Below are 24864 nucleotides of genomic sequence, written 5' to 3'. Positions count from 1 at the left end.
GGTTTGTACCGGATCTGATTATCGAGTGAGATCATTTCACCTTTTTTTGAGGAAACTGTCATCAGGCAGTTGTCGTGCCCGCCTTTAAGGCGAATGACCTAGTTTTCTTGGAGATGCATCCAAAGAGCGCCTGAGCGCCATGATCAGGTGGGCTTTGAGGCGTAAAGTGAACGTGTTTTATCCTGCTAAACTAAGCTACATCGTGATTTAATCCAGATGAATCAGCCCTCGCTGCAGCGCGTAGATGGTGGCTTGAGTGCGATCCCGGGCTCCCATCTTGTCCAGAACGGAGCTGACGTGGATCCGAACCGTCTTTTCAGCGATACGAAGCTCTTCGGCGATCTCTCGATTGCTCCGCCCCTGAGTGATACAGGCAAGCACCTCGGACTCCCGAGGAGTTAGTTCGACGGACGGCATCCGTTCCGCGAGCCTGTCAAGCGCCACATGTGGAAGATAGCGTAGGCCGCGGTCGACGTTCTGGATGGCGTTCAAGAGCTCTTCCCCACTCGCATCCTTGGTGAGATAGGCCATGGCGCCGCTGCGCACGGCTCGATAGATGTCCTCGCTGCCGCGGTAATTTGAGAGAACCACGATGCGCGCAGCCGGAAACTCCTTGCGCAGTTCCGTGATTACCTCGAAACCACTAACGCGAGGAAGTCGAAGGTCGAGCACCACAACGTCCGGCCGGTGCTGACGGAACATCGTGATTCCGGATTCTCCATCGGAGGCTTCACCGATGATTCGGATCTGCGAGTGGCCTGAGAGAACGGAGTGGAGAGCCATGCGTGCGAGGAAGTGATCCTCAATAAGAAGAACCCGTATCTGTTTCATATCCCGATCCAACGTATGACGTGATGTTCCTGATTGATTGGTAACTGCATGGCGTTGAACGGAACCCAGATACTTACCTCTGTGCCGCCCCCAACCGTAGATTGCAGGCGGAAGGTTCCGCCGAGCTTGCGAGTCCGTTCTTCCATCACAGGGATACCGAAGTGTCCGCGACGAGAGGCAGTCAGGCCAGAAGACTGAAAGCCTCTACCATCATCCTGGATAGAAAGATTGAGCGCGTCAGAATCATACTTTAGACGCACAACAATATTAGTAGGATTTGCATGGCGGATGGCATTGGTAATTGCCTCCTGCCCGATACAAACCAGATGATGCACGCACCCCGGAGGTAGCGGGGGCTCATCGCCATCCACATCGAGAACGGTGGAGATGGATCCGCGCAGGTGATTCGCAGTCAGAGTGCGGGCGAGGGCTTGCGAGAGCACATTGGTCATCTCATCGCTGTCGCGAAGATCCCAGATGATGCGGCGTGCCTCAGCTTGACAGTGAGAGACCATGCTTCGAGCAAGCTCGCAGGACTTGGCTGCAGGCGTTGCTGTCAGGTCTGAATCGCTGAAGAGCTTTGCCGTAGCCTCAAGCTGCCAGGAGATTGCAGCGAAACCCGCCATCAGCGTGTCATGACACTCCCGCGCAATGCGATTTCTTTCCTCAAGGACGATTCCGATGTGCCCCTTCATCATCTGAACCCGTCGGCGATAGAGATAGGCCGGAAGGACGATCGCCAAAAGCAGCAGGACGAGATAGAAGTACCAGCTCTCATAGATCTCGGGCTTTTCCCCGATCGAGAGGTCCATCGCATGAGAAAGCCACTCGCCGCTTCCCTCTTTGCGCTCTTGAACCTCGAAACGATAGCTGCCGGGTGTCAGTTGGCTGTAGTGAGCTGCCCGGAGCCGGGTGTTTTTCCACTCTGAGTCATACCCGACGAGACGATAACGAACCTCGGTTGAAGCCGGCTCGGAGAGACCGTCTTTGTCGAAGAGAATCACGATCTCGTGACTGCCGTCTGCGACCTCGATGTGAGGCAGACTATCACTCCTCCAGCTCGAGAGGCCGGGCAGAGCCCCTGATCGAGATTTCTCAGCGAGGTAGGGGCCGGAGGGATGCGCTTCGGTCTGTGCAAGGGAAACTGGTACGAGCATAATGCACAGCAGGCCTAAGCAGCCCAGGCGGACGTGCCTACCGGAAAGTCTCTGGCCAAGGCGTATCGAGAACAGGCTGAAAAACGCCTTCACGAAATGGAAGCTAATCAACACAGGATGTTATTACGGCATCACAGCTCCATAATAACTGCAATAAAAATCCTTATGCAGCTGTGAGTTCTTCGTCGAGCGGGTGTTCGGGGTGGACTGTCATCCAGCAGATGGCGCCAACGATTGCCAGGAGGGCCGAGACGGAGAAAGACGTCGTCCAGCCATAACGTTGAGCAATCCAGGGAGTTAGCGATGCGGTCAATGCCCCTCCAATCTGTCCTCCCATATTGACCATGCTCGAAAACACGCCAGAGCTGCGTCCCGCGATATCGACCGAAACCGACCAGAAAGAGCTTTGCGACAGATAGAGGGCGCCCGCGCCTACCGCCAGAACGATACCGGCAAGCTCCGGACTCTGCACTTGCGACCCCAGCACAAGGGAGATGGCACTCAGAACCATGGCGACAGCTGCCAGCCCGCAGCGTCCGACACGAAGGCCATATTTGCCGGTAAGGCGATCGCTCAAGGCACCACCCACCAGACAGCAGACCGTCATCGATAAAAACGGCAGCATCGCATACTGCGCACTGGACCGGAGGTCGAAGCCCCGGACCTGGGTCATGTAGAGGAAAAACCAGCTGAAAAAGATCCAAGCCACATATCCGAAACTGAAGTATCCCAGCATCAAGGCGGGAAGATCCCGGCGATGCAAGATCGCCCTCCACGAGATAACCGTATGGCCGGACGCATTCTCGGCGGAAGGCGGAGGTGAAGAAACTGGATTGGTGCCGACGAAAGACAGTCCGTCACGAATCTCCTTCAACTCTTCCGGCATCATCCCTGGATGCTCTTCCGGAGTGTCACGAGCGAGAATCCACCAGACGGTTCCAGCAGCGAAACCCACAAGTGCGCTGAACCAGAAAGCGGCACGCCATCCGTGATGCGTAATCAGCCACGTGAGCATCGGAGGCGTCAGGCCGCTGCCGGCTCCTACGCCCGCGAAGATGAGGCCATTGATGAATCCGCGCTCCTGCAACGGAACCCACCGCGCAACGAACTGATTTGCAGCAGGGTAGATGACGGATTCTCCTGCGCCGAGTATGAATCGTATTCCGATCAGCAGGACGACCGCATAGGGTATGTTGCTGGGCAAAAGCGCCGTGAAAGCCGTGGCCACTCCCCAGGACATGACACCAATCGTCAGAACTCTACGAGGGCCGAAGCGGGCCGACAACCAGCCTGCGGGAAGCTGAAACCCGGCATATCCGATCAGAAACGCACTGAAGATCCAGCCCAGTCGCTGATTTCCCAATCCATATTCGTTACTGATCTGGAGTCCGGCGATGGAGATGTTGGTTCGATCAAGGAAGGCGACGCCGCTCAATACAAACAGCCAGAAGGCCAGAAAATACCGAACTCGCATCCAACGTCCCAAAATCCCCCCGCTCCCCACGACAGCTCGGTCTCCTCTCGTCTGCGAGAAATGGCTAAACCCAGGAAGGCACATCTTGGAACCTTCTTGGAGCGACCAAGGTCAAACCTGCATGTCTGACTGGAGTTGCCATTACTATACAAAATTCCATAGAGAACCGGCCTATTTAATTGAGGGGGAGCGGGACGGTGCCGGTTGAGTGACGCGGAACAAACCGCCCTAGAAGAAGACAAGACACATCGGCGTCGCTAGCGGAAACGACTGTGCGGTGGACGATAAACGACCCGTCTTCTTGTTTCGTGCGAATACCGCTATATTGTCTGAGTCCTGATTTGCGATCAGGAGCCACGCGCCAGAGGGATCCATCGCCAGGTGCCGCGGCCTGGTCCCGCCACACGAGGTCTTCTCGACGAATGTGAGCTTGCCGTCCTTCGGCGAGATAGAGAAGGTCGCCATAAAATCGTCCAGCCGACTGGTGACATACGCGAACTTCGCGGACTTGTCGAAGACAACGTCGCCCGGCGCAGCCTTACCCTGGTAGCCCGGCGGGACCAGGGACACATCCTGGACGGTAGTAAGTATCCCCCGCTGGCTGTTCCATTCAAGAACATTCACTGTGGGCCTGAGCTCGTTGACGCAGTAGGCCCATCGGCCATTGGGATGAAAACAAAGGACTCGAGGGCCGTATCCCGCAGTAGCTTGCCACAATGGCGGATCGTTCAGGGTCAGCTTTCCGGTGGCAGCATCCAGACGATAGATATGGATGACATCCAATCCCAGATCGTTAACCAGCAGAAAGCGATTGTCGGGTGAGACTGTGACCCGATGCGCATGAGGTCTGCGCTCGTGCTTCTCCGGGTCCGCAGCATACTGGAAGAATGAGACAGGCTCACTGAGTTGTCCCTGATCATCCACGTGGAAGGACACGACACTTCCACCGCCGTAGTTTGCAGCAAAGACGCAACGACCAGTATGGTCCACGGTGATGTGGGTAGGGCCCCCTCCCATCGAGGTAGCCTGGTTTATCGCTTTTAACATGCCGCTTTTCTTGTTCAAAGCAAAGCTCGAGACTGAGCCGGTGGGCTTGCCCTGAAATTGACGGACTTCGTTGACTGCAAACAGATGAGACTCGTCAGGGCTAAGTGCTAAAAACGTCGGGCTCTCAGACTTCGCAGCCAGTGCGATCTGCTTCAGCTCACCTTTGGTCGCATCGAATTCAAACAAGTAAATGCCCTGGCTGGTGCTGGGAGCAGTTGTGACCGTACCAACGAGCAGTAACTGTCGTCCGGCTGACCTTGCCCAGCTATGCCATGGATGAGTGCCGAGAGCGAACGCAGAAGAGGTCTGGACAAATTGACGTCGAGTAATGCGGGGCATCTTTCTCCGATTCTTGCTTTTAGTTAGTGCGAGGGAGCTATGAACTGGTAACGGATGGTCCATTTACCCGTCTTGCCTGGAGGGATATTGAGATGGATATATCCCTCGGGGCAGATCGTGGTTCGAGTGGACCAGAAGTAAAGACGAGCGAGAGGCGAGTCTGACGTCTGCCTTACTGCAACTCCGGTCGCCGTGTCTTCCACAGTAAAGTCGTAGTCGTGAGGGCTGTTCGAGTAGCCCGTCAGGTAGCCGGATACTCCCCGGCGCGGCCCGAGAGGTTGAGTAAATTTAAGATCCTTGCCCTCGATCTTTCCCGCTTCGCCGAGGGGATCTTCCGCCTTTGGCTCGAATGCAAAGTGAACCACCATATCAGGGCCTGTCGGTTTTCGATCCAGCATAAAGAAGTCGTGATCGTAGACGCTCGTGTCTATGGTTTTGGTCCCGGTGTTTTTGAGGTGATGCTCGAGCGTCATCACAGAGCCATTCTTATCGAGGGAAAGGATCTTCTCGTACACGTAGGCGTATCCCTGCGGCCCATGGAGAACCTGTCGAAACAAAATGGAGCGGCGCTTCGCCTTGACAGTCCACTTGCCCGTATCGACGATGGGGTAAGGAAATCCGAACTGATACGGGGCATCCTTTACTTTGCGCAGCACGCCTACGCCCGGCTTCAGGAACAGCTCGCCAGGCTTGGCGTCAGCGTATCCGATAGCGTCAGGCTGCACGAACATTGTTCCCTTGGGGCCTGTGTGGGCCGGACTACCGACGCTGGTGCGAAACTCTTCCACCGGCCCGGTGATCGAATCGTTCTTGAGCGGATCGTAGTCCGCGAACCATTCTCCAAAATAGTTATGACCGTCGACAGAGGCGCAGCCCACCACGCCGGACCAGTCGAAGCGCGTAGAGCGGTAGTAGCCGTTCCTGGTATCTGGCAGAAATACCAGCACGTTCAGCTTGCCGTTCGAAAGGAGCTTGCTGGGATGATCCGCGTGGGGAACATCCGCGCATGGTGCCGCTTTAGTTTCAGCGGACTGTGCCGCAAGTGAAGCAGGCAACAGCATCGCGCCCATCAGGATCATCGACGTTTGCAGACGCTGCTCTCTCCGGTTCCTCATTAATGGCATCTCTCGTTCTGCTCCTCTTCCCTGATCCCCATGGATCGTATGGGACTATCTTTTGAAGCTTCGTCTCTCTGCTGGGACGTGTCGCTATCCATCATCTCCGAAAACGCGGCGGGTCTCACTAGGGCTTAAGGCCTATCTCCATGCAAGGAAATGGTCCAGCCGCTTCTTGACGTCAGTTCCGGCCGAAAGCAGCCCGCACCGCATGTGGAACGATCTTCTGCTGGATACGGCGGAGTTCCCGTCCCGGATTGATCCGTCCACTTTTTACCATGAGACACTATTTTCCTATTGACACTTCTATTTTGCGAAACCTAGAGTTCTCTGCGGACAGACACCGTCCATCTCGAGGAGGGACCAATGCCACATCTCATGAGTGCTCTCAAGAAGCACGCCGGAATATCGCTGCGATCAACTGATACAAGCAGGAATCTGCTGTTTCTGGGCGTCCTGCTGGTGGTGACCGCATTCAGCCCCGTCAGCACGCTGGCCCAGACCGGCGGAGAGGCTGGCATCCAGGGAACCGTCACCGATTCGGAAGGAGCAGCCATTCCGAACGCCACCGTGGTCGTCACGAATAACGCCACTGGCGTTGCTCTGACACGAAAGACCACAGGAGATGGGCTCTACACCGTCTCCCCTATCCTGCCTGGCACTTACACCGTCAAGGTTCAGGCGGCAGGGTTCAGCGACTATCTTCAGAAGAATTTGACGGCGAACGCTCTGGCCATGACTCCGCTGAACATCTCCATGAAGATCGGAGCCGCAGATACGACCGTCGAGGTCACCGAAGCTCCTCCGCAACTGGTCACAACCAACGCTACGCTAGGGCTGACCGTAGAGAACACGACCTATGCCAATCTGCCACTGGCGCTCAACGGGCAGCAGCGCGACCCGACCTATGTCGCGCAGCTATCGCCGGGAGCTACGGCTGGAGCTCGCCTGCCGATCATCGGCGGCACCGGCAACTATCTCGGCCAGCTCTACCTCGATGGTTTGCCTGCCCAGACCGTCAGCCAGCAAGGTGACAACCGTCTCGTGTCTCAGGCCGTTACTGTCGATGCGATCGACCAGATCCAGGTAGTCACAAGCACGCCACCGGTGGAATATGCCGGTGCAGGTGCTTCGAACTTCACGATGAAATCGGGAGGGCTGAAGTATCACGGCTCCGTGAAGGACTTCATCCGGAATACCTCCCTCGATGCATGGCCCTTTGTCAAAACAAGTGGCGGTCAGATGGTTAAGCCTGTCGATCACCAGAATGAACTTGCGGTGACGATCGGCGGCCATGTTCCCGGGACGAAGAGAGTGTTCTTCTTCTTTGCGTACGACCGCTACCACAATCGGACCCAGAGGAATTCAACCAGCTACACGATTCCATCCGTTCTTCAGCGCCAGGGAGACTTCACGGAGCTTAACGGAGGAGTAGGAACCGGCGGCCTCGTAGGAACTGGAGCCAATAATCCAGCCTTCCTCTTCGATCCGACGAGTACTACCTGCAGCGGCGGCGTCTGTACGCGAAGGCCGTTCCAGGGAATCAAGAATGGCGTTCCAACCAACAACGTCATTCCGGATGGCTATATATCCCCCATCGCAAAGGCGCAGCAGCAGTTTCTTCCGGACCCAACGAACTCTCTGCAGCTGGTCAACAACTACACCGCCGGCCTCGCTCAGGGTTTCGATAACCATCTCTACAACTATCGCGTTGATTTCCAGATGACACCGAATCACCGCATCTCGACGGTTGGGGCGATGGGAACTGTGAACTATGTGAACAACTTCAACCAGCCTTACCTTCCGCTGCCCTATACCGGCGGAACGCTGGCCAGCATCTTCCCGAAGGTCTTCGACATTCAGGACGCCTATACGATCTCGAACACGATGGTGAACCAACTGAAGTTCGGTTACGTCCGTTTCTTCCAAAACATCACGAACCCAACCCAGAACGAACCGACATATCAGATCGGCACACTGGGAATCACCAATCTGCCTGCTGGTCAGGCCGGACAGAACTTCCCGGCGGCGACATTTGGCAGCACCACGAAGTTTGGAACCCCTATTCAGACGTGGCAGGCTGCCCAGGGAACAACTCCAGGAAACGCGTCCTCAACCCAGCAGACGACTCCGAACAATTTCGCTCTGGTCGACAACCTGCAGTGGGTGAGAGGCGCCCATACACTGACGTTCGGAATCACAATTCAGTGGCAACAGATCAATAATGCCAATCCGGCGACCTACACCGGCATCCTCAATCTGCCGTACAACGCAAACTCAACTGCGCAGTTCGCCAATAACTCGAGCGCTCTGAATTCAACTAATTCTGGCTACTCCTATGCAAGTTTTCTGCTGGGGGCTGTCTCACCCATCTCGCTCGGACTGCAGCCCGTCAGTGAAGTCGGAGGGCGATACCGGACGATTGCTCCTTATGTCGGAGATACCTGGAAGGTGACCTCGAAGCTCACCATCGATGCCGGCCTACGGTGGGACTATCTACCACCCTATCGGGAGGTGAAAGACCGCTGGAGCTTCATGAATCCGAACCTCACCAATCCCGCCACCGGAACGCCAGGCGCAATCCAGTTTGCTGGCGACAATGGTGGTCCGGGCGTCAGTTGCAACTGCCGAACGCCCGTGCAGACCTATTGGAAAAACTGGGGACCACGCGTGGGTGTGACGTTCAGCCCCGATGACAAGACGGTATTTCGTGCCGGAATCGGGCGGGTCTATTCACAGGGTGGCGGCGTTGGAGGTCGAGGCGGCGCATTCAACGGAACGGGACAACTCGGTTTCAACACAACTGCCACCTCTCCGGCCGAGTCGACCACCGGAGCATCGGCAGGTCCATCGTTTTACCTCAACAACAGCTCTGCCTTCCAAGCCCTGGGGCTTGCGAATACCTCCCTCTTTGGACCTGGATATGCCTATCCGTCCGCTCCCGTCCCGGGCGCGGCATCACAGTCACTCAATGCAGGAAACTATCTACGAAACGGAAAAGTTGTAACGGCTGGCAGCGTATCGTATGCCGATCCTTACTTCTCCGGCCGCGCGCCGAATTTCATGTTCTATAACGTCGGCATGCAGCGAGCTCTCACCAACAATATGACTCTCGGGATCAACTATGTCGGAAACCAGAGCCATCATCTTATCAACTCGACAAACGCTGGAACAGGAAGCGCGCGCGGCTACTGGACCAATCAACTGAATCCTATCTACCTGGCGGGTCTAGGTTCTCTCGTGGGCACCGGAAACGTCCCGCTCCTCCTAGCCCCTGCAACGGCAGCCAACGTTGCAAAAGCGCAGGCAGCAATGCCGGGAATCAAAATCCCAGGCTACTTCCAGGCGGCGGCGGAATCAGGCTACAACGCGGCAACCATTGCGCAGGGGTTGGTCGCATTCCCTCAATACAGCGGCGTCTCCGATACCTGGGGCAACGTCGGGAACTTCAGCTACAACTCTTTGCAGGTAACGGTCGAACAGAGGCTGTCCCATGGCCTGACGTTCCAGTTCAACTACACCTGGTCGCGGAATGTCGGTGATGACGGTTCGTTTCGCAGCGGCTTCGACATTCCGGCGGCGGCCCTCTCCGGCGGCGGAAGAGATTATCACCAGGACCGCATCGAACGGTCGCAGACACTGGTCAGCAGTCCGCATGTTATTAACGGCTTCGGCGTCTGGAGTCTCCCCTTTGGAAAAGACCATATAGGAGGAAGCAGCTGGATAGGACGTGCGCTCGGAAGCGGTTGGCAGCTCTCCGGAATTTACACCTACCAGTCCGGAACTCCTGCTGCAGTTACATACGGCGGATGCAACTCTCCAGGACAGGGGCAGTGCATGCCGGATCTGAATCCAGCTTTCGCAGGAAACGCCCGAATCAATGGCGGCTTCGGCACTGGCCCCAACGGTCGCACGGCGTGCAATCTTGGCCAGGGACAGAACTGCACGGCAGTCAAGTATTTCGACACGAATGGGTTCAAGGCTCCAAGCGTGATTTCACCGGCAGGCGTGACTGCGATCAACCTCATTGGCAATGCTCCCCGTACAGGGGCGCTGCACCTCACCAATCCCGGAGCGCAAAACGTCGACACGGCGCTCAAGCGCTCCTTCGGTCTTCCGCGAGAAGGAATGGCTCTTGCAATAGAGGTTGATTGTTTCAACACCTGGAACCACACCATCTTCTCGAATCCAAATGCAGTCTGGGGATCCGCAGCCTTTGGAACCATCGGTTCCGTAAGAAACAACCCGCGGGCATTCGAACTCGCCGGACACTTCACCTTCTGAAACTGCGGATGGCGGGATCTCCTCGTGCCCGCCATCTGTCTCACCATCCTGACAACATAAGAAAGGAAACCTGATGCAGTTTTCTCCTGCACGAAACATCTTGTTCACGACATCCGTTTTTGTCATGGCCTGTGCCCTCCTCTTTGCCCAAGCTCGCCGCGACACCCGTCCCGCAGACAAGATGCCAACACAGGAAGAGATTAAAAATCCTCCAAAGACATGGATCGATAAGGACACAGGACATCGTGTCACGCGCCTGACGAATGAGCCCGGATCGGCAAGCTTCTACTTCAACGTCAATGGATATACCCCTGACGGAACCGAGATGGTCTACACCACGCCTGAAGGTATCAACGTCCTCAACCTGCAGACGCACGCTACACGGAACGTTGTTAAGGGCAAGGTCAGAACCATGGAGGTTGGACATAAGACGCCGACCATCTTCTACATCAAGACTGACGAAGATGCGATCTACAAGACCAATCTGAAGACAGGCGAAACGAAGATGCTCGCCAAAGTTCCTCCACGCGGCCGCGTCATCACCGTCAACGCGGACGAGACCCTGGCCGCAGGAACCTACGATGAAGTCGATAAGCCCAATGAGCAGTTCGGACAGAACGGAGGCAGGCAAGCTTCTCCCGGAAGCCCCCAGACCAGCCCCTTGGAGCAGGCCGCCAATAAAGGCGAGATGATGGAGCGAAGGCTTGCCGCCAGGATCCCCCTAGTGCTCTTCACCATCGACCTGACCGGTAGCGGAAAGATCACTCCCCTGCTCCACAGCACAGACTGGGTCAACCACCTGCTTTTCTCGCCCACCGATCCGAAGATCCTCATGTACTGTCACGAAGGACCTTGGCAGAAGGTGGACCGCATCTGGACAATTCACACAGACGGAACTCACAACCAGCTTATGCATCAGCGCCATATGCCTGGCGAGATCGCAGGCCACGAATTCTGGGGCAAAGACGGCGAGACCGTCTATTACGATCTACAGACTCCGAAGGGAGAAGATTTCTGGCTGGCTTCGGTCAATGTCAAGACTGACAAGCGCATCTGGTATCACATGCAGCGGGATGAGTGGTCCATTCACTTCAACGTCAATAAGGACGCGACCCTGTTCACCGGCGACGGAGGTGACCCGCATCAGGTTGCTAAAGCCAGCAACGGAGAATGGATCTATCTCTTCCATCCTGAAATCCTCAAGACCAATGGAATCACGAATGACAGCTGGCCAACCCCGGGCGTCTTTCATGCGGAACGGTTGGTCAACATGTCCAAGCACAACTACACCCTTGAGCCCAACGTAAGCTTTACTCCGGACGGAAAGATGATCATCTTCCGATCGAATATGTTCGGCCCGACCTATGTCTTCGGTGTAGATATCGCGAAGGAGAAATAGCTCCTGCCGCGCACTAATGATGAAGCAGCATCACCCTGGAATTCCTCATCTCGGATTCCAGGGTGATGCACTCAAGCGCGCTGACAAGCATCCTCGCCCGGGGTTCGGAAACCATCGCAGCATTGATCGTATTCTCAAGACTGTGGTCAGTCGCTTGTGACGCATGTCCACGTCAAAGCGATTATCGCCAGCAGCAATAACAGAGCTTTCATGAAGCGGGTCCGACACATCTGTTGCACCCTTGGGCTCAATAGGTTCTGAAGAGCTCTTGTATTTGAGTTGGCTGCGACTTGTTGAGCAGTCCAAGCGAAAGCAGAATCCTTGACTTATCCGGGAACAATCCGCTGCGATCCAGGGCGGGTCTGTCCTCGCTCATGCAGCTTGACGGCTTCGGCTTGCTCCACCGAATGCCCCATCATACCCGTAAGCGCCTCAGATCCCCGCTTTGCTGCCTTGGGTTGAAATGTCACAACTGTCTACGATGAACTCTGCTATTGAGAATCGGGGAACGGAGATTCGGCGATCAGGTCGCAGGCATTGGGACTCATGAAACCTGGCATAAATCGTTCACAAACAGACGCGTTCACCGTGCCGTATGTCGTGGCGGGTTTATACGCAAAGCCGTTGAAGTAGGTTTGGAGAAATTGTTCTTTGAAGTGTTTGCGGGGGTATTTAGCCACGATTTCATCGCGCAACGTCGAAGGAAATCGGTCATATCCTTTTCCGAGAACATCAAGACCAACACCCGAATAGAGCAGAGCAACTTCAGGGCGCATATAGTGAGTGATGCCGGGAGTGGTATGCAGGGCAATAGCTTGCCAAGCTGTTTCTATCTGCTCTTCAGGGAAATCATGTGCGGCGAGGAACTGACGAGCGGCGTTTGCACCATCGACCTCGAAGCGTTCGTTCGGAGTCGAGAACTTCCTTATGAGACCTAAATCGTGAAATGCGGAGGCGACGTAGAGGAGTTCAGGGTCGAAGTAAAGCTTTTGTCGACGGCCCTGCTCAGCCGCGAACAGGTAAACACGTAGGGAGTGGTTGAAAAGTAGCTCAGTGGAATATTCGCGCAGGATTTCTGTGGCTTCTTTCGCAAGCAAGGAGTCTGGAATGACGAGAGCGGAAGAGGTATTTGACATCGGCCTTTTGGTGCCTCCTTAAACGCCAACTTTAGTGCCTTTCCCAGGGAATACGCCATGACAGAAATACAGCAATTTAGGACATAGCGAGAATGAGGAAGAACAATCACACATCGAAGAAGCAGTTACCTCGAGCGGGTCCCGAATAAGCGCACCGCGCCATTCGGTTCCGCAATGCGGCCCGAGCGACAAGCCAAAGCGTCCGTCTTGCGGAGAGTATTCAGTCGAACAAACCGAATCGCATGCCCACAAAACTCGTACCTCTGACAAGAGGATCGGAATTATCCGACAGCCCAAGCGAGAACTTCTTCTAGTTTGACAACGGACTTCGATGAGACTCCGCGAGCAAACGATGGCCCTATTGCAACTGCTTGAGGACTGCCTTCGAACCAAGCAAGGAATGAAGACTTGTCAGCCCCTGGCAGCCTTTGTTGATTGATCCAGTTGTAGTAGGCTCCCATGTCCGCATCGATCAGAGAACCCATCACGTCCAGCTCTGAGTGACTCTCGTTATCTGACAGTAACTCGTTCATGGAACGCTCTCGCTGACGGGGTCCGAATCGCACCAGCAGCGTCAGTGGCTGCGCACGACGTAGCGCCTCACGACCTGTCCATTGTGCGAACGTTGTGCTGAATATCTGTGTGCCGGAACCTTCTGTGAGCACTTTCAACTGGAAGTGATTCAGCACCGTATCTCCTCGTTGATCAAGACCGACATCTGCAGGCTGTAACGCAGCCAGGTTTGTCCGCAGTTCTTCCGGACCCATCCCCTTGCGCTTGATCTCCACTTGCATCGTGCGCAGGACCGCAAGGCGTGCAGACTCCAGAGCCTGATATGACACGCACGTTAGCATGGAACTGTGTTCCATGGTCTGCCCACCCTCCACGTACCAATGCCCATATGGAAGCGGATAAGCCTGGGCGCGCGTCGCCGCCGCTCTCAGAAGATCTTGTACACCGTTCTCAGGATTGATATGGCTGAAGAATGTCCCATGTTCGCGGAGATTGCGGAACAGAAGACCGTCGTAGTTGCTTACTCCTTGCCCAATAATCGCAATTCCGAGTCTCGATGTCGCAGGTTGCACAGGAGTTATTGTCGCTCGTATCCGGTCACCATATTCCATCGCGGCTCTGCGGAACTGGTCCATCTGATGCGTTGACCACAGATACGCTGAAAGCTGCTCTACAAACTGAGCTGGCTGATTCAGCCAGTCGAATTTTTCGAAGCTGGTCGAGAGCGATAGCTCCCGGAAGGACCGGAACCACTCGTGCATCTGTGCAGTTGAGAGCACTGTAAGCGCGGTAATCTCTTTACTGATCTTCTGGCGCTCTATGGGAAACTTGTAGTCGTATTCGATCACCTCGCGAAGCAAATTAGGAAGGAAACTCAGCGGCAGCCGTTGCAGGGTCGTGAGGTTACTCACCGCCAGCCGCCTGGCCTCGGGAGGATAGCTGCTGAACTGTTCGGGTTTGAGATCGTGAGGAAGCATTGACTTAAAGCAGGTTCTGAATCGGCTGCCCATGCGAGAGCTTCGCCTGGAATCCCATGATTGATCCGAGCGTTGGCACCAGATCTGTCGACTGCACCGGATGGTCGTAGATTACGCCTTCGCGAACCCCTGCTCCCAAGGCCATCATCCAGGTTGTCCGCGAAGACGGATCGCCCGTGCGATGGTGCTGGAAACCATTCCCGCCCGCCTCCTCATCGGAATCCCGGCCGAAGTCGGGGAGGATGAGCATCGTCGTATTGCCCGCATATTCGGGGTCGCTCTGTACAATCTTCCACAATTCGGCGCAAAGCCGATCTGTCCTGCGGATGGCTTCGACATAGAGCGAATACGCACCGGTGTGCGCCACGTCAATGTCATGCATGGTAACCCACATCAGACTCGGTGCCTGTTGGCGCATCAGCTGCTGCACAACATAGATAGAAAGCTCATCCGGGCTCGATAAGGTCTTCGCGTACGATTTGAAGTCCGTCACCGACAGTTTGAGCATCTTCTCCAGCTGCTGGAGCTCAATCTCGTTGCCTCCCAATTGTGGCGCGAACAGGGGTGTCTCATAGTTGTCCCGCAGCAGATGGTCATAGTCGACCGTTGTGCCTGACATTGCTGCCAGCAGCAAATGCTTTGGAAGAACAACTTGTGCCCCCCAGCCCGGTCCATAGGGCCGAGAGTCGCTCTCGCCGATGTGACTGAATCCGTTGCTTGGTGCAACAACCCACGCGTCCGTCGGCGGCCGTTTGAGATCCTTTCGGAAGTATTCGAAGACCGTCGGATGCTGGGGTGGAACTGACGCGAAGTTATTCAGCGTCTCATAGACGCCCGTAGCAAGACTTGCTGTCGCAACATAATGACCGAGGATTCCGTGATTCACCACCTGCGTAAAGAAACTGGCCTGAGGAATCAGCTCCTTGAGCAGATGCGGAATGTTCTCCTGCCCCGCAGGGGCGAATGTCTCCTGATCGCGAGCGCCACCGCCAAAGGTGACAACAATTATCTTTCTCTTCTTTAGCGATCCTGCATAGAGAAATGGGCTCGCGCCGGTCAATGCTCCACCCAGAGCCATGCCTGCAGTCGATCGAAGAAAATCACGGCGACTGCAACTAAGCCCCTGTGCTACTCCCCCCAGCGAGGGCCCAGAGAATGCCCTATTTATGAACGGCTGCTTCACGATGGTCTCTACTGTTTCTGAGGAACAGCATTCCTCGCTGAATAAACGAACTGCTTTACCTCTGCGCGTTCCCTGTCGGCCTCGGCCAGGTGTCGTGCGCGCTGCTTCTGATAAATATCCAGTTCAGCTTGCGCACGGTCCTTCTGGCCGATGTGGATATAGGCTTGTCCGAGCCTGTATCGCGCATCCGGAAGATCCGGATTTAGCGCGAGTGCACTCTGATACTCTGCAATTGATTTCGCATAGTCACGTTGCTCCGAGTACAAGCTGCCCAACTGCATGTGAGCCTCTGCCATCTTAGGATCGATAACAATCGATCGTTGTAGAAGACTTTCAACCTGCGGAAGGATCTTCTCAGACCCCTCTGCTTGTTTTCCTTTCCAGAGCGCCATGGCGTAGTAGTATGCGCCATTCGCATTGTTCGGCTCAAGCTCGGCATAGCGCTTGAAGCGAGCGATCACATTATCTGCCTGAATGGGAGTGTTCGCAAAAGCTTTCGAAAGGAAAAAATAACACCGTGCGTCACCCGGTTTTAAGTCGGCAGCCGTCAGCAGTGCTGTCACTGCTTCTTCGTATCTTGCCCGCGAATACAGTGCCATGCCAAGCCCGATATAGAGCCGTGATGACTTAGGATAACGTGCCGTAGCCTGTTGGAAGATTTCGATTGCAGGCTCATACGCGCGGTGTAAGAGCATCTCACCTCCCCAGGAGAAGAGGTTGTCCTCGCTCGGACCCATCTGCGCTGCGGCAGCAAACTCATTCGCAGCATCAACAAATTGTTCCCTCTTTTCATCGATCTGTCCGAGGAGGTTCTGTAGCTCGCCCGTATTCGCTTCCCTCAGCAGCACATGGACCATGTCACTCGCCTGGGCCAGTTCCCCCGTCAGAAAGTATGCGAGAGCGAGGTTATACCCGTTGTCATACGAGGGTCGCATCGCCTGTGCGGTTTTCAGGTACGGAACGGCCTTCGCCAGTCTCCCGGATTGGATATAGAGCTCACCCAAGTTATGGTTTGCTTCATAGCTCTTTGGATCGAGTGCGATGGCTTTTCGGAACTGCTCTTCGGCCAACGTTAGCTTCCCTACACGTAGGAAAGATGCTGCCAAATTGGTCCTGGCTGCTGCGGATCCAGGCTTAAGTTCTACAGCTACCTGCAACTGCTCTAGTGCCTGCGCTCCCTTTCCTTGCGAAGCATAGACCAGACCAAGAAGCTCGTGAACATCAAAGCTCTTCGGAGTTTTGGGCAGAAGGGTTTCGAGTTCGGAACCCGCTTCGTTAAGCCGCCCGGCGTTGTAATGCCCAACTGCGACCTGAAATTCCCGATTGAGTTCCTGATCTTGTTCCTGCCTTATCTCAGCAACAGATATGCTGACTGAGCACAGCAACATCGTCACACCGACCCATCGAAAAAGATAACCTCTATTCACGGGCTGTCCTATGGATTGCCTCGCAAATGCTACCCGGAACCTACACGCAATAGCAGGATGAAGGCGCAGCAAACCACTGCGCCCTTATCTTAGCCTAGTAATACAGCTTCAGAGCAAACTGGATTTGCCTCGGATCAAAGGGAGCGTCACGGGTCGAACCGATACGGCCGAATGCGGCGTTCGTGTAGGTACCCGAGCCTCCGACCGCCGTCACACCGTTCCCTCCGAAGTTCGGCGCGTTGAAGTTCGGGTGGTTGAAAATATTGAAGAACTCTGCCCGGAACTGAAGCGAAACGGCCTCATGAATCGGAAAGTTTTTGAACGTTGAGAAATCGAAACGGTGGAATCCAGGTCCAACTGTGCTCGCGGAGCCTGGGCTGCCAAGAATGAAGGGGCTGGTGTATGCATACGGTACGCAGCCTGTGGAAAGAGTTCCTGGAATGGGTGGGCCGCCTGGGTGTTGTGGATCAGATACAAGTGGGCACGGTTGAGTGAATGCTGCGGGATTGCCAAACCAGGAGAGAGCTCCGCTAGAATCCCTATGCAGGCCCAACTTTTGGCTCTGTCCAGGTACCTTCAGCACATAGCAGCTTGTACCGGATGTAGTGGACGATGGGCAACTCAAAGTGATCGGCTGTCCACCCTGGAGAGTAGCGATCCCGTTGACCGCCCACCCACCAAGCACCGCGTTGGTTACCTTACCGGAATTGGCAAGGAACATCTTGTTTTTGCCGAAGGGCAACTCATAGCTGCCACTGAGATGGAAGACATGTCGAATATCAAAATTCGCCGGTCCCCAGTCGAAGTGCGGTCCGAAATTAGGAACCCATGCCGCACGGTATCCACTGACACTGCCGCCGTTCAAAAGATCACCTGCGTCAGACATGGTTTTAGCGAACGTATAGGTAATCAGAAAGCTGACCCCATTGGCTGACTGTCGCTCCAGCTTTGTCTGGAGACCGTTGTAGACACTCCGCCCAAGCGTACGTTGATAGCTACCGTTCTCGGCGAAATCAGGGAATGGCCGATATGGCTTTGTGCTGGTGTTTGCAGGCAGTATCTGGGAGACCCGGTTGTTACCAATACCGGTCTGCAGTGAACTTCCTGACGTCATGACATAAGCGGCCTGTGCCGAGATGGTGTGCGTAATGGCGTATTGAACTGTGAGATTTGCACTAAGGGTTCGAGGCGTCTTGTAGTCGAACTGCAACCCTTGCAAGCCAAGACCTGCACCGTTCACCGCCAAAGGAGTGAACTGAGCGCAGGTGAGCCCCGACTCGATCGTTGCGCTTCCCCCCGGACCGGCCGAAGCGCAGGAACCGTACGGATTCGATCCGGCACTAAACGGCGATGAGTCGTTTGTTCCTGTGAAGTTGAAGTTGTAGACGAAGGGGTAATTTTCCCCAATGTTTGGACCGTAGCCCTGGTTCTCAAATGCATTGAAGAATATGCCCGTTCCGCCGCGCACTACAAACTTAGGTGATACCTGATAGGCGAATCCTAACCGCGGAGCAAAATTGCTCTTCTGCGTCTGGACAAGAGCTTTCCCATACCGGTCTGTTAATTGAAGGTTGATGCCGTCTTGCTTAAGCAGTGCCTGGAAAGATGAAGAGAGGGATCGATCCGCTTTGCCGGTCGCCGGAATCAAGAAGGTGGGAGCATTGTTGGGCGGACCATTCTGAATGAAGTTTGCCTGGCCACCGTTCGCCTCTGAGATGGGGCTGAAATAGTCCCAGCGCACACCGAGATTGAGCGTTAATTCAGGAGAGATCTTCCAGTCGTCCTGGAAGTAAGCGGCAAAATAATTCCGGGTGTCGTAGGTTTTGTTGATGTTGGAGGCAAGAACACTCGTAGCGCCTCCTACATAGCTAACACCATTCGGCACGGTCGTAGCTATCGGCGTCAACAGTAACTGCGCACGCCCTGTTTGATCTCCGCCTTGACCCGGGACACCAGCATAATTGCCGTTACTGCCGTTCCCGTTGGAGTTGAAATCAAACTCACCGCGCGAATAAGCGGGCTGCAGTGTATTGAAGTGAACTCTCTGGAACTCGATGCCGGTTTTGAAGCTGTGGCTCCCATAGATCTTCGTAAAGTCATCCGTCACCTGAAGAGTCTGGCTGACTTCGTCAGAGGGTAGATAGTTATTGCTGCCCAGGTTTTGCAAACCCTGGATCACAATTTGAGGGAGGCCACCATTCTGAGGTACCTGCGGGATTCCCTGAAAGCCGTATTGCTCCGGGATTCCCATGGTATTTCCCTGTTGGCCAAAACGCGTTGTGTGAAGGTGGTTGAAACCGACACGGCCAACGTTGATGGTGCTTGGGGAAAACACATGTGTCCAGGCCACGACCGCCTGATTTGATTTTGCGTTCTGGATACCTTGTGCGAAACTGCCGCCGTCAGCAACGCCACCGAAGATGCCAGGAATAAACTGGGGGTCATCGACATAGCTGAAGCGGGCAAACATCTGATTCTTGTCGCTCAGGTTATAGTCGCCGCGTACGTCAAAGGCATTGCTGTGCTCATACAACGCCGGGCTTGACGTGAAGTTCGTCGTGAACGCGCCGGTTGTCGGTACCGGATAGAGTTGTAGAATCTTCACTGCATTGGGGTCGATGCGATTTGCCGGCAAGTGATTTAGGTTGCAGCCAGCAAGCGTAAAATTCGCCGTCCCGGGCCCGCATGTACCGAACGGATCGCGCACATATCCGGTTTGCGTTGCTACAAGACCTGACACAGGGTCCATGACGCCCGCGGTAACCGGACGTGTCGTTGCTGGATCCAGAACTGTTCCAAAGGGAATGGATCTGCGAAGCGCATCGGTACGCGGCGAGCCGTTTTGACCAGTAATGAGGTCGGACAGATTCGTAAAATTGCTGTTTCGCTCAGTTAGCGTTGGGACCGTACCAGGGAGCACTGTACCCTGCACGCGTCGAAACCCCTGATAGTCGCCGAAGTAGAACAGCTTGTTCTTTATTACTGGGCCACCGATCGAGGCACCAAACTGGTTCCAACGAAGCTTTCCCTTCTTCACGCCGTTATAGTTCTCGAACCAGTCAGCCGCATCCAGCTTCTCGTTTCGAAAGAACTCCCAGACGGCCCCATGAATGCTGTTAGTTCCGGACTTGATCGTCGCATTTAGAACGGCTCCTGCTGATCGTCCTTGTTCGGCGCTGAACTGAGATGTCTGAACCTTGAACTCTTGAATTGCGTCTAGGGGTGGAAGAATGACGAAATTCGTACCATTCAGAAAGTCGACTGCATTCGAGTTGTTATCAATGCCATCGAGCAGGTAGTTATTCTGGGCCGGACGAAGACCGTTGGCAGAGAAAGCACCTGATGCCGCATTGCCGCGGGTATCTGCTTGTGGCGTGTTGACACCGGCGGAAAGTTGAGCCAGGAACGTGAAATTTCGGCCATTCAAAGGCAGATTGTTCAATGTAGTACTGTCTATCACCTGACCAACGGATGCTTCCGTGGTCTGCAATTGCGGTGGAACGCCAGTGACGGTAACCGTCTCTGTTGCGGATCCAAGCTGCAGCTGAATGTTTGCTTGTAAGCGCTCCTGCACATTCACTTGCAGATTTTCCTGGGTTGTCGTCGAAAAACCTTGTGCCGATGCGGTGACAGAGTAGTGGCCGATTCTTACCGGCGAGAAGGTGTACTGCCCCCCGCTGCTTGTTACGGTTTCCAATGTTAGGCCGATGTCCGTATTCCGAAGCGTAACGTGAGCATTCGGAACAACAGCACCGGATGGATCCGAAACAATTCCGGTTACAGCACCCTGATCCACTTGGGCATTCAGGCCCGCACTCAGAGTGAGGAGAAAGCACACACACACAAAGGTTATTAGCCTAATAGTACGCACGTAACCGAACAGACTGCATCCTGAGCTCATCCCGTCACTCTCCGAAGTACTTCAGATAATTGGTGCTGACAGCCCGCAGTAAATTTGTGCAACTGTTTGTTTTTTTATGTGTCCGGCGCACTTTATTCGTTGGCAATTGCTCTTGTCAAACAAAATATTGAGGCCGAGCTTTAGGGGTAGGCGCTTTCTCATGAGCGCCGCCTTGTCGGCAGGGTTTAGCAGGGATGCTACGATGCATTTGCTGCTTGCGCGCAGGTTTGGTATTCATCGAATTGTCCCAAGGAAGTCGCCTTCACGTGCCCAGTTCTCGCCTCTCTCGCCGCACCTTCCTGCAGAAGATGGGAATGGCGCCAGTGCTCCTACGTGTGGCGCCGTTCGACAACTGGTCACTTTTCCACGATCCCTCATCACCGCCAGGCTCTCTCCCCTTATCTCTTGACGAGTTTCAGTTAAAAGCTCACTACCCGGCTAAGTCGCCTCTGGAAGATGTTCTCCGCTTTGTAGCCATGGGATCAGATGAATTTGTTACGGAGAGATATGCCTTCGAAATTGAGCAGGAATTGAAGAAATGGGGTGCCTCACTCATCGACTCGGCTCGCGATCTCGATTCACTTGCGAAGCTGCTCCATCCCTCAATTGTCGCTTCATCTTTGACTCCACTTAGGAAAACAACCCTGCGCAATACGCAAGCCATCGAGACGCAACGGGTCGAGTTCGCATCGCAAGCGGTCGTAGGACGCGACGAGTTCCTCAAACAGCTTCGTGATTATTTTCAGCCGGCGTCTCGCATCCTGACGGTGCAGTTTGATGTGATTAGCCTCAAGCAGATCTCCGAAAGTCCATTAGATCTGCAAGTCGGTATTCGATACGATTTCGTATTCGAAGCCGAGGGGAGACGCCGAGAAGAGCGCATCGGACAATGGCAGATGAGATGGACGCCTGGTTCCTCAGGCACCTGGAAGATTCAACAGCTGACAGCGGGAGAAGAATCGCGCAGCATCATCTCCTCGCCAGGCTTTGTCGATATAACCGAACATGCGCTCGGGTCCATTGAATCCTACCGCTCTCAGTTGCTGCACGGCACCGACTACTGGCGAACCGTTCTTGATGGCGCCTGCGGGATTGATGTCTACGGCAACAATGGCATAGCTGCCGGAGATTTTGATAACGACGGGTTCGACGATCTCTACATCTGTCAGCCAGGAGGTCTGCCGAATCGCCTCTATCGCAACCGCGGCGATGGAACATTTGAGGATGTCACCGAAAGTGCAGGGATAGGGGTGCTCGACAACACTGCGTGCGCTATCTTCGCGGATTTTCGTAATAGCGGACGACAGGACCTGCTGGTTGTTTGTGGCACCGGACCGCTACTCTTCCTCAATCAGGGCAATGGAACTTTCCAGATTAAGCGCGATGCCTTCACCTTTGCACGGGATCCGCAGGGAACTTTCACTCATGCGGCCGTGGCAGACTACGACCGCGATGGGAAGCTGGATATCTATTTCTGCCTTTACAGCTATTATCTGGGCCTGGATCAGTATCACTATCCAGTGCCCTACTTCGATGCGCGGAACGGCCCGCCTAACTTCCTTCTGCATAACGAAGGCGATGGCAGATTCACAGACCGCACAGAAGCAGCCGGGCTCAACAAAAACAACAATCGTTATAGCTTCGCGTGCGCGTGGCAGGACTCTCACGTCGGCGGTCTTCCTGACCTCTATATCGCGAACGATTTCGGCCGCAGCAATCTTTATCGCAATAACGGCGACGGCACCTTCACGGACATTTCTGCCGAAGCTCATGTAGACGACGTCGGAGCAGGCATGAGTGCCGCCTGGTCCGATATCGACAATCACGGCAGACCGGATGTCTATGCCGCTAACATGTGGTCAGCCGCGGGTCAGAGAATCACGGAGCAAGCGATCTTTCACGAAGGGACGCCCGAAGACATCCTCGCTCTTTATCGGCGCCATGCCCGAGGCAACTCCCTCTATCGCAATCTGGACAACGGCACATTTCAGAACGTAACTGATCAGGCAGGGGTTGCGATGGGAAGGTGGTCGTGGAGTTCGGATTTCTGGGACTTCGATCACGATGGTTATTCGGATCTCTACGTCGCCAACGGCTACATCTCTGGTTCCGAGGATAACGATCTTGCAAGTTTCTTCTGGCGCCAGGTCGTTGCCAAATCTCCCGACGACTCGACTCCGACTCAAGCTTATGAGCGTGGATGGAACGCTCTTAATGAACTTATCCGTTCAGATAATTCGTGGAGCGGGTATGAGCGAAACGTCATGTTTGCGAACAACCATGATGGAACATTCACGGAGGTGTCAGGGGCCGTCGGTCTGGACTTCATCGAGGACAGCCGATCGTTTGCGCTCGCCGACATCGATCATGACGGTCGCCTGGAGATCATCCTGAAGAATCGCAACGCTCCGCAACTCCGCATCATCCGCAATGCATTGAATGATATCGGTCATTCCGTCTCGTTCCGCTTGCGTGGCACGAGAAGCAATCGTGATGCTATCGGATCCACGATTTTGCTCGAAGCAGGTCCCCTGAAGCAGACGAAATCACTTCAAGCTGGCTCCGGCTTCCTCGCCCAGCATTCCAAAGAACTCTTCTTCGGCCTGGCCAGTCACTCTGGTCCGGTCCGTGCAACGGTTCAGTGGCCCTCAGGACACACACAGAGCTTTGAAGACATTCCGATCGGCCATAGGGTTGAAATTGAAGAAGGTTGGCCGCAATTCGCAGCCAAACCGTTCACTGCGTTACCCGCCAACTCTTCTCATCCAACTCCTGCACCTCCAATCGATCAGACACCTGCGTCCTTCGGGACATGGCTCATTGAGCCAATAAAAGCTCCCGAATTTTCGCTTTCCGGTCTCGACGGCAAGAAACATGACCTGAATTCCCTGCGTGGGAGCTTCACACTCCTCACTTTTTGGACAGCGCAAGCGCCCAAGTGCCGTACGGTGCTGACACATCTGCACCAGCATCGCGCCGCATTCAATTCGGCTGGCCTGAAGGTTCTTGCCATTAATACAGACGAGGATGTTGCGCCGGCGAAATCGCTGGCCCGACAACTCGGACCTGATCTTCCGATCGTCTTTGCAAATGCGGAAACCGCGGGGATTTACAACCTCATTTTCCGTTACCTCTATGATCGCCGTCGCGATTTGGTCCTTCCAACTTCCTTTCTCATCGACCGTGAAGGAATGATCGTGAAGGTCTATCAAGGGATGGACGCCGAACAACTTCTCAAGGACGTGAGATCAGCACCAGCCTCCGGCAGCGAACGCGTGGCGCGTGCTCTTCCCTTCCCCGGAACGGTCTATCAGGATGCATTTCACCGTAACGACTTCACCTACGGTGTCGCGTTCTTTCAACATGGGTATCTTGATGCGGCGGCGGAATCGTTCCAACAGGTCGTCCTTCAAAAGCCAAATGATGCGGAGGCCTTCTACAATCTCGGGACACTTAGTCTGCATCGCAACGATCTGCCTGCAGCGCGACGACATCTTGAGCAGACCATAAAGCTGCGTCCAGAGTACCCCGAGGCCTGGAACAACCTTGGCATGGTTGCAGCGCAGCAGGGGCTGGCAGTTGAAGCAATCCGCGACTTTCAGCAGGCTCTCGATCTTCGCCCCACCTACACCATCGCACTTCTTAATCTGGGCAATCTGTATCGTCGCCAGCGCGCATTCGACAAGGCACTCGTCCTATTCAGCCGCGCCTTGCAGATTCAGCCGGACGATGCGGAAGCTAACTACAGTATGGGCATGCTTTACGCGCAACAAGGTCAACTGGAACAAGCATCCGATTATCTGCAGAAGGCCGCAGAGCTGCGCCCGGGCTACCCTGAAGTCTTGAACAATCTCGGCGTAATCTATGTTCGCACTGGAGACTACGGCCATGCGGAAGAGCAGTTTAAGACCTGCATCCGGCTGACGCCTTCCTTCGATCAGTCCTACATCAATCTTGCACAACTCTATGCGATCCGAAATGAAAAGGAGCAAGCCATCCAGGTCCTGCAACAGCTGCTGGCATTGCAGCCGCAGAACCCGACGGCGCAACGAGCCCTGGAGATGCTCTTACGCCCCTAGCC

Annotated in this window: 13 protein-coding genes; 3 read left to right on the top strand and 10 right to left on the bottom strand. The window is 54.8% G+C overall.

Features of this window, described 5'->3' with window-relative positions; translation table 11 throughout:
* Positions 1-207: 207 nt before the first annotated feature.
* The 5 genes from JAO29_RS03220 to JAO29_RS03200 form a co-directional block, all read right to left on the bottom strand.
* Positions 208-831: a response regulator transcription factor gene (locus tag JAO29_RS03220; RefSeq protein ID WP_334266738.1), complete on the bottom strand. Its 624-nt coding sequence runs from the start codon at positions 829-831 to the stop codon at positions 208-210.
* A complete protein-coding gene (locus tag JAO29_RS03215) occupies positions 828-1988 on the bottom strand; it encodes an ATP-binding protein (RefSeq protein WP_334266737.1) in 1161 nt (386 codons plus the stop codon). Before JAO29_RS03215 ends, JAO29_RS03220 begins: the two co-directional genes overlap by 4 nt.
* Before the next feature lie 163 nt (positions 1989-2151).
* The gene (locus JAO29_RS03210; protein WP_334266736.1) at positions 2152-3462 is read right to left on the bottom strand and encodes an MFS transporter; all 1311 of its coding nucleotides are present in this window, start codon (positions 3460-3462) and stop codon (positions 2152-2154) included.
* A 228-nt stretch (positions 3463-3690) separates the two neighbouring features.
* Complete coding sequence (locus JAO29_RS03205; RefSeq protein ID WP_334266735.1) at positions 3691-4848, bottom strand: lactonase family protein; 1158 nt, start codon at positions 4846-4848, stop codon at positions 3691-3693.
* 23 nt (positions 4849-4871) lie between these two features.
* Positions 4872-5963, bottom strand: coding sequence for a hypothetical protein (locus JAO29_RS03200; protein WP_334266734.1), 1092 nt, complete (start codon positions 5961-5963; stop codon positions 4872-4874).
* Positions 5964-6329: 366 nt separating this feature from the next.
* Between JAO29_RS03200 and JAO29_RS03195 the strand changes: the two genes are divergently transcribed.
* The gene (locus JAO29_RS03195) at positions 6330-10247 is read left to right on the top strand and encodes a carboxypeptidase regulatory-like domain-containing protein (RefSeq protein WP_334266733.1); all 3918 of its coding nucleotides are present in this window, start codon (positions 6330-6332) and stop codon (positions 10245-10247) included.
* A 73-nt stretch (positions 10248-10320) separates the two neighbouring features.
* Positions 10321-11646 (top strand): oligogalacturonate lyase family protein, encoded by a 1326-nt coding sequence (locus JAO29_RS03190; RefSeq protein WP_334266732.1) that lies wholly within the window; start codon positions 10321-10323, stop codon positions 11644-11646.
* Positions 11647-12137: 491 nt separating this feature from the next.
* Here JAO29_RS03190 and JAO29_RS03185 read toward each other — a convergent pair whose 3' ends face one another.
* From JAO29_RS03185 to JAO29_RS03165, 5 genes are all read right to left on the bottom strand, one after another.
* A complete protein-coding gene (locus tag JAO29_RS03185; RefSeq protein ID WP_334266731.1) occupies positions 12138-12782 on the bottom strand; it encodes an HD domain-containing protein in 645 nt (214 codons plus the stop codon).
* A 281-nt stretch (positions 12783-13063) separates the two neighbouring features.
* A complete protein-coding gene (locus tag JAO29_RS03180; protein ID WP_334266730.1) occupies positions 13064-14272 on the bottom strand; it encodes a hypothetical protein in 1209 nt (402 codons plus the stop codon).
* Between the two features lie 4 nt (positions 14273-14276).
* On the bottom strand, positions 14277-15350 hold the full coding sequence (locus JAO29_RS03175; protein WP_334266729.1) for a hypothetical protein: 1074 nt from the start codon (positions 15348-15350) through the stop codon (positions 14277-14279).
* A 113-nt stretch (positions 15351-15463) separates the two neighbouring features.
* Positions 15464-16882, bottom strand: coding sequence for a tetratricopeptide repeat protein (locus tag JAO29_RS03170; RefSeq protein WP_334266728.1), 1419 nt, complete (start codon positions 16880-16882; stop codon positions 15464-15466).
* Between the two features lie 94 nt (positions 16883-16976).
* Complete coding sequence (locus JAO29_RS03165) at positions 16977-20783, bottom strand: TonB-dependent receptor (RefSeq protein ID WP_334266727.1); 3807 nt, start codon at positions 20781-20783, stop codon at positions 16977-16979.
* 266 nt (positions 20784-21049) lie between these two features.
* Here JAO29_RS03165 and JAO29_RS03160 point away from each other — a divergent pair, with 266 nt between their 5' ends.
* The gene (locus JAO29_RS03160) at positions 21050-24862 is read left to right on the top strand and encodes an FG-GAP-like repeat-containing protein (RefSeq protein ID WP_334266726.1); all 3813 of its coding nucleotides are present in this window, start codon (positions 21050-21052) and stop codon (positions 24860-24862) included.
* Positions 24863-24864 lie beyond the last annotated feature (2 nt).

Source organism: Edaphobacter sp. HDX4 (assembly GCF_036877565.1).
Lineage (GTDB): Bacteria > Acidobacteriota > Terriglobia > Terriglobales > Acidobacteriaceae > Edaphobacter.
Note: the sequence above shows the minus strand (reverse complement) of the source record. Positions and strands in the feature narration are given on the sequence as shown.

What these genes read in the sequence shown, in the direction of transcription:
- JAO29_RS03210 (WP_334266736.1), bottom strand. Translation starts at nt 3,462, where the DNA reads ATGCGAGTTCGGTATTTTCTGGCCTTCTGGCTGTTTGTATTGAGCGGC.
- JAO29_RS03215 (WP_334266737.1), bottom strand. Translation starts at nt 1,988, where the DNA reads ATGCTCGTACCAGTTTCCCTTGCACAGACCGAAGCGCATCCCTCCGGC.
- JAO29_RS03180 (WP_334266730.1), bottom strand. Translation starts at nt 14,272, where the DNA reads ATGCTTCCTCACGATCTCAAACCCGAACAGTTCAGCAGCTATCCTCCC.
- JAO29_RS03175 (WP_334266729.1), bottom strand. Translation starts at nt 15,350, where the DNA reads ATGGCTCTGGGTGGAGCATTGACCGGCGCGAGCCCATTTCTCTATGCA.
- JAO29_RS03195 (WP_334266733.1), top strand. Translation starts at nt 6,330, where the DNA reads ATGCCACATCTCATGAGTGCTCTCAAGAAGCACGCCGGAATATCGCTG.
- JAO29_RS03200 (WP_334266734.1), bottom strand. Translation starts at nt 5,963, where the DNA reads ATGAGGAACCGGAGAGAGCAGCGTCTGCAAACGTCGATGATCCTGATG.
- JAO29_RS03185 (WP_334266731.1), bottom strand. Translation starts at nt 12,782, where the DNA reads ATGTCAAATACCTCTTCCGCTCTCGTCATTCCAGACTCCTTGCTTGCG.
- JAO29_RS03190 (WP_334266732.1), top strand. Translation starts at nt 10,321, where the DNA reads ATGCAGTTTTCTCCTGCACGAAACATCTTGTTCACGACATCCGTTTTT.
- JAO29_RS03220 (WP_334266738.1), bottom strand. Translation starts at nt 831, where the DNA reads ATGAAACAGATACGGGTTCTTCTTATTGAGGATCACTTCCTCGCACGC.
- JAO29_RS03165 (WP_334266727.1), bottom strand. Translation starts at nt 20,783, where the DNA reads ATGAGCTCAGGATGCAGTCTGTTCGGTTACGTGCGTACTATTAGGCTA.
- JAO29_RS03205 (WP_334266735.1), bottom strand. Translation starts at nt 4,848, where the DNA reads ATGCCCCGCATTACTCGACGTCAATTTGTCCAGACCTCTTCTGCGTTC.